Annotated in this window: 11 protein-coding genes; 3 read left to right on the top strand and 8 right to left on the bottom strand. The window is 71.7% G+C overall.

Going from position 1 to position 12,935, the window contains the following annotated elements; translation table 11 throughout:
• Positions 1–106: 106 nt before the first annotated feature.
• Entirely contained in the window at positions 107–679 is a 573-nt protein-coding gene (locus ACIQ5Y_RS26155) for a TIGR03086 family metal-binding protein (protein ID WP_403885153.1), read from the bottom strand.
• 152 nt (positions 680–831) lie between these two features.
• On the opposite strand from ACIQ5Y_RS26155, the gene ACIQ5Y_RS26150 reads away from it, so the two are divergent.
• Both ACIQ5Y_RS26150 and ACIQ5Y_RS26145 read left to right on the top strand, forming a co-directional pair.
• Positions 832–1,710: a class I SAM-dependent methyltransferase gene (locus ACIQ5Y_RS26150; protein ID WP_403885150.1), complete on the top strand. Its 879-nt coding sequence runs from the start codon at positions 832–834 to the stop codon at positions 1,708–1,710.
• A gap of 71 nt (positions 1,711–1,781) precedes the next feature.
• On the top strand, positions 1,782–2,342 hold the full coding sequence (locus ACIQ5Y_RS26145; protein ID WP_403885147.1) for a hypothetical protein: 561 nt from the start codon (positions 1,782–1,784) through the stop codon (positions 2,340–2,342).
• Between the two features lie 45 nt (positions 2,343–2,387).
• On the opposite strand, the gene ACIQ5Y_RS26140 is transcribed toward ACIQ5Y_RS26145, so the two are convergent.
• Both ACIQ5Y_RS26140 and ACIQ5Y_RS26135 read right to left on the bottom strand, forming a co-directional pair.
• Complete coding sequence (locus ACIQ5Y_RS26140) at positions 2,388–4,382, bottom strand: DUF5107 domain-containing protein (protein WP_403885144.1); 1,995 nt, start codon at positions 4,380–4,382, stop codon at positions 2,388–2,390.
• A gap of 64 nt (positions 4,383–4,446) precedes the next feature.
• The gene (locus ACIQ5Y_RS26135; RefSeq protein WP_403885141.1) at positions 4,447–5,010 is read right to left on the bottom strand and encodes a GNAT family N-acetyltransferase; all 564 of its coding nucleotides are present in this window, start codon (positions 5,008–5,010) and stop codon (positions 4,447–4,449) included.
• 34 nt (positions 5,011–5,044) lie between these two features.
• Between ACIQ5Y_RS26135 and ACIQ5Y_RS26130 the strand changes: the two genes are divergently transcribed.
• The gene (locus ACIQ5Y_RS26130) at positions 5,045–5,830 is read left to right on the top strand and encodes a hypothetical protein (RefSeq protein WP_403885138.1); all 786 of its coding nucleotides are present in this window, start codon (positions 5,045–5,047) and stop codon (positions 5,828–5,830) included.
• Positions 5,831–5,947: 117 nt separating this feature from the next.
• On the opposite strand, the gene ACIQ5Y_RS26125 is transcribed toward ACIQ5Y_RS26130, so the two are convergent.
• The 5 genes from ACIQ5Y_RS26125 to ACIQ5Y_RS26105 form a co-directional block, all read right to left on the bottom strand.
• Positions 5,948–7,543 carry a galactose oxidase-like domain-containing protein gene (locus ACIQ5Y_RS26125; protein ID WP_403885135.1) on the bottom strand — a complete coding sequence of 532 codons (1,596 nt, stop codon included), beginning with the start codon at positions 7,541–7,543 and terminating at the stop codon, positions 5,948–5,950.
• A gap of 550 nt (positions 7,544–8,093) precedes the next feature.
• Positions 8,094–8,336: a LapA family protein gene (locus ACIQ5Y_RS26120; protein WP_403885132.1), complete on the bottom strand. Its 243-nt coding sequence runs from the start codon at positions 8,334–8,336 to the stop codon at positions 8,094–8,096.
• Positions 8,337–8,369: 33 nt separating this feature from the next.
• Positions 8,370–10,358, bottom strand: coding sequence for a prolyl oligopeptidase family serine peptidase (locus tag ACIQ5Y_RS26115; protein WP_403885129.1), 1,989 nt, complete (start codon positions 10,356–10,358; stop codon positions 8,370–8,372).
• A 13-nt stretch (positions 10,359–10,371) separates the two neighbouring features.
• Entirely contained in the window at positions 10,372–11,715 is a 1,344-nt protein-coding gene (locus ACIQ5Y_RS26110) for a M20/M25/M40 family metallo-hydrolase (RefSeq protein ID WP_403885125.1), read from the bottom strand.
• Between the two features lies 1 nt (position 11,716).
• Positions 11,717–12,553 (bottom strand): M55 family metallopeptidase, encoded by an 837-nt coding sequence (locus ACIQ5Y_RS26105; RefSeq protein ID WP_403885122.1) that lies wholly within the window; start codon positions 12,551–12,553, stop codon positions 11,717–11,719.
• Positions 12,554–12,935: the final 382 nt, after the last annotated feature.

Genomic DNA, 12,935 nt, shown 5'->3' with positions numbered 1-12,935 from the left:
GCTGCCCTTTATACGATTATTCAAGCGAACATGCCCGTTATGACGCTTCTCCGCCGCGACCCAACCCGCCCCGGACCGGACCCGGTCGGGGCCGGGTCGGCCCGGGTCAGCCCTTCCGCCCGAGCAGCGCGAGCAGCCTGGTCTGCGCGTTCGCCCCGGCCGGAACCTCCAGGGGCTCGGCGTACATGCCGCTGGCCGCGAGCCCGTCCGCGTACGGCATGACCTCCTTGATGGAGAACTCGACGAGGTCGTCCGGGAGCCGGTCGTCGGCGCCGATGCCCCGGGAGAGGTCCCAGGTGTGCACGATGCAGTCGGCGGTCAGTTCGGAGCAGTAGGCCATGGCGAGGGAGGGCCCGTACGAGAGGTGCACGGTCCGCTCCAGCGCGCCCGGCGCGGCGAAGGCCGCGTGCGCGGCGGCGGAGGCCGTCTCCCAGGCCGCGAGGGGGTCCTCGCCGAGCACGTCCCCCGGGAAGGCGTCGCCGAGCTCCTCGACGGTACGGCCCTCGGTGACCAGCGGCGGGATCCAGAGCTGCTCCCCCACGACGTGGTTGACCAGCGCCCGCACGTCCCAGTCGGTGCACGGGGTCGGCGCGCCCCACTGGCCGTCCCCGACCGCGCGCAGCCGCTCGCCGAAGAGCCGGAGCGCCTGGGCGTGGAGTCGGAGCAGCGTCTCCGGCATGCCCCTCACCGCCTTCCGCCGCGGGGATTCCCGTGATTCCCGTATGCGGCCCACTCTCCTCGCACCCGCATTTCCCTGCCACCGGCCGGACCGATCCCCTTGTGGGACAAGACTCGTGTCCACATGTCAAAACACATATCTCAGATAACGACATGATCCTTTACGGTGGAAACACAGCAGGGACACAGCAACGCTTCGACGACGAGGAGTACGCGATGAACGCCCACGAGACGGCCGTCTACACCCACGGACACCACGAGTCGGTCCTGCGCTCGCACCGCTGGCGTACCGCCGAGAACTCGGCGGCGTACCTGATCGGGGAGCTGCGTCCGGGCATGTCCGTGCTGGACGTGGGCTGCGGGCCGGGCACGATCACGGCGGACCTGGCCGAGCTGGTCGCCCCCGGCGGCAGCGTGACGGCCGTCGACGCGTCCGAGGACGTCATCGGGCAGGCCCGCGCGTACGCGGCGGAACGCGGGGTGACGGGCGTGCGGTTCGCCACGGCGGACGTGCACGCGCTGGAATTCCCGGACGACTCCTTCGACGTGGTCCACGCCCACCAGGTCCTGCAGCACGTGGGCGACCCGGTGCAGGCGCTGCGCGAGATGCGCCGGGTGTGCCGGCCGGGCGGGATCGTGGCGGCGCGGGACGCGGACTACGCGGCGATGACCTGGTACCCGCAGGCGCCGGGCCTGGACGCCTGGCAGAGCCTGTACCAACGGGTGGCCCGGGCCAATGGCGGCGAACCGAACGCCGGGCGCATGCTGCGGGCGTGGGCGCGGGCGGCGGGCTTCACGGAGGTGGCCTCCAGTGCGACGAACTGGGTCTACGCCACCCCGGAGGAGGCGGCCTGGTGGTCCTCCCTGTGGGCGGACCGCACGACGGCCTCCTCGTACGCGGACATCGCCACCGGGGGCGGCCAGGCCACTGCCGGAGACCTGGAGTCGATCGCCTCGGCGTGGCACGAGTGGGGGGCGGACCCCGACGCCTGGTTCATGGTCCCCAACGGCGAGATCCTGTGCCGGGTCTGACCCCTGTCCGGGGACTCGGTTCGAGGTGGGCGGACCGATTGATATAGCGTGCCCACGTCAAGAACGCGAGCATGCCACTGGGGGACTCCCACATGACCTACCCGCCGCAGCAGGGCCCCGGCCCGTACCCCGGCCAGCCCGGCCCGTACGGACAGCAGCCGCCGCAGGGATACCCGCCCCAGCCCGGGCAGGGCTTCCCCCAGCAGCAGGGTCAGCCTCCGTACGGCGGCGCACCGCAGCAGCAGATGTACCCGCCTCAGCAGCAGTGGTCCGCTCCTCCGCCGCCGCCGGCCCGAAGCGGCATGGGCATCATGAAGAAGCTGAAGATCGTCGGCGGTGTGATCGCCCTCATCGTCATCGCGGTCGGCTACTTCCTGAGCCAGGACGACGCCGACCACGCGAAGGCCGGGGACTGCCTGAAGAACAACGGGACCCAGATCAGCCCCGACCTCCAGGTGGTGGCGTGCGGTGACGCCAAGGCGTCGTACAAGGTGGTCGAGGTGATCCCCGACACGCTGGACAGCGGCAAGTGCGAAGGCAAGTCGGACACCGGCTACTACGAGCAGACCCGAGGCTCCCGACGCAGCTCGGGCAAGCAGTTCGTGCTCTGCATCAACGAGATCAAGAAGTAGCCGGCTCCGCGCCGCGCCCCCCGGGGCCTGCCCAAGAGGCGGGCCCTACACCGGGGGGCGCATGCGGAAGTCGTAGCTCGGCGGCAGGGGACGGTCGGTGACGGTCGACCAGACCTCGGCGAGGGTCTCCTCGCCCTCGCGGAGATCGGCGAGGGCGAAGCCCTCGTCGAAGACCCGCCGGGCCGCGGCCGTGTGCCCCTCCGCCGCCAGCAGCCGCGCGGCGAGCAGCCGGAAGCGGCCCTGTTCCCGCAGGGCCGGCCGGAGCCGGTCCCAGACCGACCGCGCCCCCGCGAGACGGCCCGCCGCGAGCAGCGCCATCATCGTCTCCCGCCCCAGCGCGGACTCCGCCGCCGTCCACGCCTCGCCGCCGCGGCTCTCCGCCACCAGGTCCTCGAAGGCCGCCGCGTACCCGTCGGCGGCCCGTTCCGTCGCCCCGGTCAACGCGTCGGCCGCCGCCAGGCACCGCAGCAGCGGCCACCTCGACGGCGCCAGGGCCAGCCCGCGCTCCCAGCTCCGTACCGCCTGCGCCACATCGCCCGCGTGCCACTGTGCCACGCCCAGGTGGTACTCGGTCAGCGGATCCGCCGGGGCGGTCTCCAGCATGTCCCGCCAGTGCGTGCCCACCAGGCTCGGCCCCGGCGGCACCACACGCCTCGGCGCGGGGAAGACGCCGGTGCGCCACAGCTCCGCCCACGGGGCCTGCGCCTCGCCGAGCGCGGCTTCCTCGAAGGGGGTGCCCGGCAGCTTGAAGCCCCCGCACATCACCTCCAGCGCGCCCCAGCCCGAACCGGCCGCCAGCCGCTCCCCCGGTTCGGTGTCCGCGCACTCCCGCCACGCCTTGTACGCCGCCTCCACGCGCTCGCCCGGCAGCGCCCGGGACAGCGCCCGCTCTGCCGCGCCCCGCGCCGCCGCCCAGTCCGCCCCGTGCACGGCGGCGGGCTCCGCCGACAGCGGTCCGTACGCCTCCAGCCAGCTGAACTCCGCGCCGCCCTCCAGCCGTACGTGCTCCAGCTGGGTCCGGGCCAGCCCCGCCTGGATCTCCGCGTACCCGCCGGTGCCCGGCTCGGTCAGCCACTCCTGCCAGCGCCGGCCCCCGCCGCCCGCGCCCCACACGAAGAGCTTGCGCCCGCGCAGCCGCCCGGTGGAGGTCTGCACCAGGCCGTGCCCGTCCGCGTCGAGCGAGGCGATCCAGGGCCGGGCGCCTTCCTCGACCTCGTAGAAGAAATCGGCCGGGTACTCGCTGCGCAGCGGGTACGTGCGGTCCGCGCCCTCCCAGTGCGGTACGGGGATCCGCCGCAGCGCGCGCTCGTAGCCGAAGTACCAGGCCTCGTCCGCGGGGGCGAGGACCCGGGTGCCCGTGTCCTCGGGGACGGCGATGTTCGACCACCAGTACACCGGCGCGGGCCGTTCGTGCGGGTTGCGCACGCGGACACCCACGTACAGGAACTCCGATTCCCCGGGCAGCCACAGGTCCACCTGGAAGGGCAGGTCGCGCAGCCGCTCCCATTCCCACAGCCTGACCATCACGCCCCCGTCAGGGGCGGGTACGAGCGCGGCGTGCAGCGGTTCGCAGGACAGGGTGGTGTGGCCGGTGGCACCGATGTTCCACTCGATGCCGCCGGAGAACCAGGCGCCGTTGAGGGCGAAGTTCGCGGGCTGGAACACCGGGTTGCGGTAGAGCAGTTCACGCCCGGTCGGCAGGTGGAGCAGCGAGTGGATCCGCCCGCCGAGCCCCGGGAGCACGGTCACCCGCAGGTGCTCGTTCTCGATGACGACCGACTCGAACTCCGTCTCGGTGCGGTCCCGCCCGTATCCGTCGCGGATCCGGGCGGGCAGCAGTGAACGCAGCGGCTCGTACCGGAGCTGGCGCGCCATGTCGCGGGGCATCCCCTCGCGCCCGGGGGCACCTCCCGGCAGTAGCCGGGGGAGGTCGTCCAGTGCGTGCACCTCGTCGGCGGTGCGCAGCGGGGGCAGTGGGTTGTCCGGGCCCAACGGGGCGGCGGGGAGGGTCAGTACGGCGCGTCGGACGGTGGTGGCCATGGGGAAATGGAACACGCCACGGCGGCCGGTGCACAGGGGTTCAGCGGATCACCACCGGTCAGGATTACGCAAAGGAGTTCGTCATCTCGGCGGTGACGGCCCAGCGTTCGTGGTCCCGCCAGGCTCCGTCCACGTACAGGAAGTCCGGGGAGAGCCCCTCCAACCGGAAGCCCGCGCCCCGGACCAGGGCGATCGAGGCGGCGTTGCCGGGCTGGACGTTGGCCTCCAGGCGATGCAGTCCCAGGCCGTTCGCGGTCTCCGGGGCGAAGGCGTGTACGAGGACCAGGCCGAGGGCCTCGCGCATGAGCCCGCGTCCGGCGGCGTGCGCGAACGCCCCGTAGCCGAGGGCCCCGCACCGGAATGCCCCGCGGACGATGTTGTTGACGTTGACGAAGCCCGCGATGGCCCCCGTCTCCCGCTCGCACACGAGGAACCCGGCGTGGCTCCCGCCCTCGGTCAGCCGGGCCGCGTAGGGCTCGTACGCCTCGATCGTGGCGGGCGGGAACAGCCACGGGCGGTGGAGCTCCCGGCTCTCGTGCGCCCGCGCGGTGAACTCGGGCCCGTCGGCCGTCCGGAAGGGCCGAAGGCCCACGTGGGCGCCCTCGCGGAGGTAGTGGGAAAAGGTCACGACCTCAGGCTACGTGTATGGCACCATCACCCGCGTGACCACGGATGATCTCGACACGCCGCTCCGCCCGGCAGTGCTGAACAACGCCCTCTTCTGCCACGCGGTCTGCCGCGCGCACGGCCTGCCCGCCGACTTCGACGACGAGTCCCTCTGGCTCAGCACCAGCCGGACCCCTCCCCTGTACCCGGACGCCGTGACCCTGGGCCCGGGTGCTCCGGAGGAGGGCCTGCTGCGGCGGATGGACACGGACAGCCCCGGCTGCTCGGTGAAGGACAGCTTCGCCGATCTGGACCTGGAGGGGGACGGCTTCGAGGTCCTCTTCGACGCCCAGTGGATACACCGCCCGGCGGGTGCACCCACGGCGGGCGCCCCCTCCTCCGGCCTGGAGTGGAGCGAGGTCGCGGGCGGAGGGGAACTGGCGCTCTGGGAGGCCGCCTGGGACGGCGAGGAGAGCACCGGGCTGTTCCGCCCGGTCCTGCTCGGCGAGGAGATCGCCTTCCTGGCGGGCCGCCGCGACGGCCGCATCGTCGCCGGGGCGGCTCTGAACCTGGCCGCGGGGGTCGTCGGCGTGTCCAACCTGTTCGCCCACGACGATGCCGACACCGACGCCGCCTGGACGGGCGCCCTCGCCGCGGCCGCCGCCCGCTGGCCGGGGCGCGACGTGGTCGGCTACGAGTCCGGGGACGACCTCGCCACCGCCGTCCGGCACGGCTTCACCCCGATCGGCCCACTGCGGGTCTGGCTGCGCACGAGCGAGCGGACCCGCCGGCTCGACGTTCAACCTGCCGCACGAGTCGACCGGATGAATTCCGCCCGTTGAGTGCCTGCCACGAGGAGACGTCGTCGCGGCGCCGGTCGGCGCACCGCTGGCCGGCAGAACCGACACTGGAGGTGCTGGGCCGTGTTGTCCGATGACACGGACTTGCGATGATCGTCCTCACGAATCCCGGAACAGGCCCTCCCAGGCACCCTCGACATCCGATGCCGGGTCTGTGCTCTGGTAGATCGTGATGCCGTCCGACGGCAGCCCTTGACTGTTGATCGTGTAAAGGAAGTACATCCCGCTGGGTGCGATGTTCCCGTTGGGGGCTGCCGTAACGTTCAAGATGTCGCCGCCTTCGTACTCGAATTTTAGCGACACATAGCGTTGATCCGAGTTGAATGCGTGTGTGCACGAACCCGTGCGCACCATGGCGACCCGTCGAATTTCGCTAGCCTGAGTCGTGCGAAGCACGAACCGCCCGCCAGTCACCCAACGGTCGGGAGCGGCGAGAATCTCCGGGCGGTTGGGGTTGCCGTAATACCACGGCTCGTAGATTTCGATTTTCTTTTCGGCGGTGCCGACCCCGGGATTCCCATCATGGTTCGACCCTGCGGTCCAAACGCGCCCGTCACGCATCAGAAGTGCGACGGAGTGGTAGTTTCGGACGATTTGAGCCTGTTCGTTGTGCGCTGTCAGCGCAGACCATTTACCGGTGTGCGGGTTGTAAATTTCTGGGGTCAGGACTCCGGTTGAGTCCTTGCTTTCCCCTGCATCGGTTCCGGCCACACCACCGACGACAAGGACATGGCCGGTCGGTAGCAGCACTGCGTTGCAGTGCATGCGCCGAGGATGTCCGGCCAACACACGCTCACTTGGCTCCCAGAACAGTTGGTCAGGCGGGGTGGCTCCAGGATCCCAGTGGCTGAGGTCCAAGATCCACGCTTCTCTTCCGCCCGCGATGAGCACTCGGCGCCGGGCGTAGTTCTCCCCGGCCAGGAGCGGCAAGAGCACTGCCGTCTCCTCGTAGCCGCTGTAATCTGCGCCGACGTGTGGCGTGAATTCGCATACGTCTTGGAATGTCGCCGACCACGGGTTCTCCTTCACAGCCATCGTGACCGTCCGCCCGCGCGCGCCTGCCACCGGCAAGAAGACGTCGCCCGTTGGAAGAAGAAGCGCACGAGGGTAGAGGGGCGTCTCGTGATGTGCGAACAGATTACGATCAACCAGGTTCCGGTAATCGCCCAGCCAGTGCCATGCTCCATGCGACAAGGGATGAGGCGTGAAGACTTCCGGGATGATGTTGCGCGACTCCGTGTCACGCGTCCCCGGGATGCCGCTCAGCGCCAGAATGTTTCCGTTGGCCAGAGTAAGCAGGGTTGGATACCAGCGACCGCCCGACTCTCTGTCATCTGCGTTAGGGTTCTCGTTGAACGAGGCAACGGTTTTCCATTCACTCCCGGCCGGGACGTATCGGATGACCGCAGAATCTCGCACGCCTCGATAGCCGGCATATGTCGCGGTCCCGCCGGCCGCCAGGAGCGTGCCGTTCGCACTGAGAGCATGCCCGGAGCAGAAGAGGTCGAAGCCCGGCCCGCCGGAAACTCTCGCGATACCACCCGTGTCACAGTTGTAGAGCCGAGTATTATCAATACCCGTTGGCATTCGAGGGTCGTACTGACTGCCTGCGAAATAAGCAATTCTGTCGTAGTTCAAGAAGGCTGCATGAACAGCAAGGATCTCCGCGTCGATCAGTGTGGGGTTCCACGGCATATCTCAACTTCACCACCCCTTTGACCCATCGACTCCTCGACACGGCCCGCTTGCCGGGATTCATCCGATCGTGCGGTGCATTCACCTTGACGCTTGACGCCCGAGGGTAAAGCCTGCTTTCGGGCGCAGGCGCACGCATCGGACGGTGCGGTTCAGGGCGACCCAGGCGGTGGTGGGCGCCGGCTGAGCCGGGCCGTGGCCCGGCACAAGCGCTCCACTGAAGACAGCCCTGGGCCCGGACCCTTTCGAAGGCCGCTCATTCACCGACCGGTACTGCTCCGTCACCCTGGTCACCGCCGCCCACCTGTGCCTGACCGAAGGGCGGAGCAGCTCCAGGGCCTGGCAGGGCCTGACCCCCTACCAGGCCCTGGACCTCCTCCGACACCTGCCAGTGCTCTGACCGCATATTTTCACCGGGTTGGGCGTCGACGACGACCTCCTCGCCGCCCCCACCCGGTTCCTCTCGATCCCAGGCAGCGAGCACCTTACGACACCACATGACGAAGCCTTACTGGACCCGTCCGGCGGACCCTGACACGCCGGACAGGCCCTACCTGCGCCGCCGGGAGAAGTAGAGCCCGCACAGGAAGCCCAGCACCACCGCGATCAGCAGGGCCACGTACAGGGGCAGCGTCACCTGCGGGATCCACAGCCGGATCTTCGTCGGCCTGGTGTTCTCGAAGACGAACACCAGGGTGACCACCGCGAGCGCCGAGAACAGGACGATGCGGGTGCGGGTGCGGCGGAGCGGCCCGTGGTGACGGGAGCCGCCCTCGGAGGTGTGCGCGGTCATGGCCCCATGATCGGCCCGCGGCGGCGGCAGGGCTCAGTCGTGCAGGGCCAGACGGGGGACGTCCGCGCGGTCGATTCCGAACACCTGGGCGTACAGGGACAGTTCCGCCTCCAATGCCCGGACCATCGTCTCCGCCCGCCGGAAGCCGTGCCCCTCGCCCTCGAAGGCCACGTAGGCGTGCGGCACCGATCGGCCGCGCAGGGCGGCGAGCAGGCGCTCCGCCTGGCTGGGCGGGCAGACCGGGTCGTCCAGCCCCTGGAGCAGCACGAACGGGGAGGTGATCCGGTCGGCGCGGGCCACCGGTGAGCGTTCGCGGCAGATCACGGGAAGGGTCTGCGGGGGACCTGCGAGGCCGTCGACGTACCGGGACTCCAGGTCGTGGGTCTCCTCCGCGAAACCGAGCAGGTCCAGCACGGGGTAGATGATCGCGGCGCAGGCGTACAGGTCGGTGGAGGCCAGCGAGGCGGCCGCGGTCCAGCCGCCCGCGCTGCCGCCGCGGATCGCGAGCCGCGCCGGGTCCGCGGTGCCCTCGGCGGCCAGCGCCCGGGCCACCGCCGCGCAGTCCTCCACGTCGACGACGCCCCACTGCTCGCGCAGCCGCTCCCGGTAGGCGCGGCCGTAGCCGGTGGAGCCGCCGTAGTTCACCTCGACGACTCCGATGCCCCGTGAGGTGAAGTACGCGATGTGCAGGTCGAGCACGGGCGGCACGTGGTCGGTGGGCCCGCCGTGCGCCCACACCACGTACGGGGGCAGTTCGTCGGCGGCGGCCCGGCAGGCGGGGTGGTGCGGCGGGTAGACGTGGGCGTGGATCTCCCGGTTGTCGGGGCCGGGGAAGGTGCGGCTCTGCGGCTCCGGGTAGTACGACGGGTCCACCGGGTCGGCCGCCCGTGCCCCCACCACCCGGGCGTGCCCGGTGGCGGTGTCCAGTTCCACCACCTCGTACCCGCTGCGCGGGCTGGCGGCGACCCCGTAGACCCGGGTGCCGCTCACGGCGAGCGCGGGCTGCCAGGCCGTCCAGGGGCCGGACGCGTCCACGAGGTCGCCGCTGTCCGGGTCGAGGACGCCGAGCACCGAGGAGCCCTGCCCGTGCAGGACGGCGACGAGTCCGTCCTCCAGCGGGGCGAGCCAGCGCAGTCCCGGCTTCCACAGCGCTCCGCCGAACTCCTCTTCGCGCGGGCACAGGTTGACGGCCTCGCCGGTCTCGCGGTCGACCCGGTAGGGGTTCCACCAGCCGCCGCGGTCGCTCACCGCGAGGAGGCTCCCGCCGGCCGTCCAGTCGGCCTGCGCGACGGCTTCCTCCGGGCCGCCGAGCACGGTCCGGGCTCCGGTCAGCCGTCCGTCCTCGGTGATCCCGGCCAGCTTCAGCTCCGTACCGTCCCAGGGCATCCGGGGGTGGTCCCACGCCAGCCAGGCCGCGTACCGGCCGTCGGGGGAGATCCGCGGCCCGGTGCCGAACCGGTGCCGGTCGTCCGTCAGTTCCCGTACGGCGGACCGGTCTTCGCCCGCCGATCCGTCGAGCGGGACGGCGGCCAGGACGCGGCGTACGTCGGTGGGGGCGGGCCCGGTGAACTCCTCCAGCACGCACCAGACCTCGCCGCCGCGCAGCACCGGGTCGGCCCAGCGCAGCCCGCCGCCCACGCGCGAGACCGGGGTGAGCGGGCGGGCCCGAGGACCACCGGGCGCGTCGGGCTCGTACGCGTACAGCCGCTGGTCGGTGAAGTGGACGAAGACCAGCAGGGGCCCGCCCGACTCCCGTTCGGCTCCGGCCCAGGGCAGCCCGCCGTACTCGGTGAACCTGCTGCGCACGTTCCACGGCGCGGGCAGCTCGGTGGTCTCGGGGCGCCCGTCGACGGTGCGGCGGCGCACCAGGGTCCGGCGGCCGGCCTCCCGCGGCCGGGGCTCGGTCCACCACACCTCGGACCCGACCGTGCCGACGTACTCGGGCCGCCCGTCGAGCGAGGCGGCGAGACCGGCGTCGATGGGCGAGGGCCAACTGCCGTAGGGCTGGGTCGGCACGGCCATCACCGGGCCCTGTTCACAGGGCGCGCAGTGCGCGGTCGAGGACGCGGACGCCGAAGTGCAGGGCGTCGACGGGGACCCGCTCGTCCACGCCGTGGAAGAGGGCCCAGTAGTCGAAGCCGGGCGGCAGCTTCAGCGGGGAGAAGCCGTAGCCGGTGACGCCGAGCCGGGAGAACTGCTTGGCGTCGGTGCCGCCCGCCATGCAGAAGGGCACCACGTGCCCGTCCGGGTCGAACCGCTCGACCGACTCGCGCAGGATCGCGAACGTCCGCCCGTCCACGGGGGCCTGGAGGGCGACCTCCCGGTGGTGGAACTCCCAGTGCACGTCGGGCCCGGTCAGCTCGTTCAGGGTGGCGATGAACTCGGCCTCACCGCCGGGCACCATCCGGCCGTCCACGTAGGCGGTGGCCTCCCCGGGGATCACGTTGAGCTTGTAACCGGCGCTGAGCATCGTCGGGTTGGCGCTGTTGCGGACGGTCGCGTCGACCAGGAGGGCGGCCGGGCCGAGCTTGCCGAGGACCTCGTCGAGATCGAAGCCGGGCCGGCGCGGGTCGACCGACAGCCCCTGGAGGGCGGCGAGCTGGGTGATGCAGGCGGTGACGGTGTCCGTGAGCCGGACCGGCCACTCGTACTCGCCGATCCGCGCGACGGCGGCCGCCAGTCTGCTGACGGCATTGGCCCGGTTGGGCTTGGAGCCGTGCCCGGCGGTGCCGGTCGCGGTCAACTTGAGCCAGGCCGTGCCCCGTTCACCGGCCGCGATGGGATAGATCGCCTGGCCCGGGTTCGGGTGCACGGTGAAGGCCCCGGATTCGCCGATGCCCTCCGTGCAGCCCTCGAAGAGGTGCGGGTGCTCGTCGGCGAGGAATCCCGAGCCGTCGACGGCGCTGTCCTCCTCGTCGGCGGTGTAGGCGATCACGATGTCCCGGCGCGGCTTGACTCCCGCACGCGCCCAGGCCCGTACGACGGCGAGCACCATCGCGTCCATGTTCTTCATGTCGACGGCGCCGCGCCCCCACACCACTCCGTCGCGGACCTCACCGGAGAAGGGGTCGACGCTCCAGTCGGCGGCCTCGGCCGGGACCACGTCGAGGTGCCCGTGGACGAGAAGGGCCTCGGCGGAGGGGTCGGCGCCCTCGATCCGCGCGACGACGTTGGTCCGGCCCGCGGTGCGTTCCAGCAGTACGGGCTCCAGCCCGGCGGCGGCGAGCCGCTCGGCGACGTACTCGGCGGCGGGACGCTCGCGGCAGTCGCCACCGCCCCGGTTGGTGGTGTCGATGCGGATGAGGTCGGAGGTGAACTCGACGACCTCGTCGAGGGCCACCCGGTCGACGGAGGTGTCCTCGCTGTTGATTGCGCGCATGTCAGCCATACTGCTCCTCCACCGCCGCCGAGACGACCGTCGTGACCGCCTTGAAGGTGCGGATCCCCTCGTACATCGTCCCGCTGGTGTACGCGACCCTGCGCTCCCCGGACCGCTCGACGCCCGGGACCACGGTGGCGGCCATGGCCAGGTGCTCGGCGTCGAACTCCAACTCCACGGTGTACGGCCCGCCGCCGGGCGCGGGTTCGCGGCGGCCGGCCAGGGCGGTGGCTTCCTTGGCGGCGGCCCGGATGTCGGCGGCGGTGCGGGCGGGGGTCCGGCAGACGGCGGCGTAGCGCGAGACGTGGTCCTTGACGGCGACGGTCAGCGCGTCGGGGGCGTAACCGGCGGCGTCCCGGCAGGTCAGGTCGTCGCCGGTGACCAGGATGACGGGGACTCCGAACTCGGTGACGACGTGGGCGTTCAGCAGCCCCTCGCTCGCGCGGGTCCCGTTCAGCCAGACGCCGGTGATGGAGTTGGCGAGGTAGGTGTGGGCGAGCACGCCCTCGGAACCGGCGCCGGTGTGGTAGCCGACGAAGGCGATGCCGTCGATGTCGCCGTGCTGGACGCCTTCGACCATGGAGAGGGACTTGTGGCGGCCGGTGAGCATCTCGGCGCGGGCGTCGAGGCGCTCCAGCAGCAGGTTGCGCATGGTCCAGTGCGCCTCGTTGATGACGACCTGTTCGGCGCCGCCGTCGTAGAAGCCGAGGACGGCGGCGTTCACGTCGGAGGTGAACATCCCCCGGCAGCGCTCCCACTGGGGCGTACCCGGCAGCACGTCGGCGGGCCAGGTGACGCCGGTGGCGCCTTCCATGTCGGCGGAGATGAGGATCTTCATCGGGCCCCCGGGCGGTCGGTAGCGCGGTCGCGCGCGGCACGCGAGGGACCCAGCCTAGGCCGTCTACTCCGGATCGCGCCCGCCCCGCGCCGGAGCACCCGGCTTTCCGGCACCGGCCGTGCGAACTCGCCCCCGCCGGCGTCCGAGGCGCGGGGGTTCCTCCAACCTCGCCGGCGTTCGAGGCGCGGGCACATCCAGCCTCGCCGGCGTTCGAGGCCCGGGCATATCCAGCCTCGCCGGCGTTTGAGGCGCGGGGGTCCGGGGGCGGAGCCCCCGGGTCTTTTCAGCCCGTCCGGCGGTTGAGGACCGGGGTCCGGGGCGGAGCCCCGGGGAACGGTGGAAGGGCGGGTAGGGGACTGCTCCGCGCAGCGGCACCCCCCGG

Source organism: Streptomyces sp. NPDC096339, assembly GCF_044762985.1.
Taxonomy (GTDB): domain Bacteria; phylum Actinomycetota; class Actinomycetes; order Streptomycetales; family Streptomycetaceae; genus Streptomyces.
Note: the sequence above shows the minus strand (reverse complement) of the source record. Positions and strands in the feature narration are given on the sequence as shown.

Bases quoted from the DNA above. Each gene is read 5' to 3' on its own strand.
- ACIQ5Y_RS26155 (WP_403885153.1), bottom strand. From the start codon at position 679: ATGCCGGAGACGCTGCTCCGACTCCACGCCCAGGCGCTCCGGCTCTTC.
- ACIQ5Y_RS26150 (WP_403885150.1), top strand. From the start codon at position 832: ATGATCCTTTACGGTGGAAACACAGCAGGGACACAGCAACGCTTCGAC.
- ACIQ5Y_RS26145 (WP_403885147.1), top strand. From the start codon at position 1,782: ATGCCACTGGGGGACTCCCACATGACCTACCCGCCGCAGCAGGGCCCC.
- ACIQ5Y_RS26140 (WP_403885144.1), bottom strand. From the start codon at position 4,382: ATGGCCACCACCGTCCGACGCGCCGTACTGACCCTCCCCGCCGCCCCG.
- ACIQ5Y_RS26125 (WP_403885135.1), bottom strand. From the start codon at position 7,543: ATGCCGTGGAACCCCACACTGATCGACGCGGAGATCCTTGCTGTTCAT.
- ACIQ5Y_RS26120 (WP_403885132.1), bottom strand. From the start codon at position 8,336: ATGACCGCGCACACCTCCGAGGGCGGCTCCCGTCACCACGGGCCGCTC.
- ACIQ5Y_RS26115 (WP_403885129.1), bottom strand. From the start codon at position 10,358: ATGGCCGTGCCGACCCAGCCCTACGGCAGTTGGCCCTCGCCCATCGAC.
- ACIQ5Y_RS26110 (WP_403885125.1), bottom strand. From the start codon at position 11,715: ATGCGCGCAATCAACAGCGAGGACACCTCCGTCGACCGGGTGGCCCTC.
- ACIQ5Y_RS26105 (WP_403885122.1), bottom strand. From the start codon at position 12,553: ATGAAGATCCTCATCTCCGCCGACATGGAAGGCGCCACCGGCGTCACC.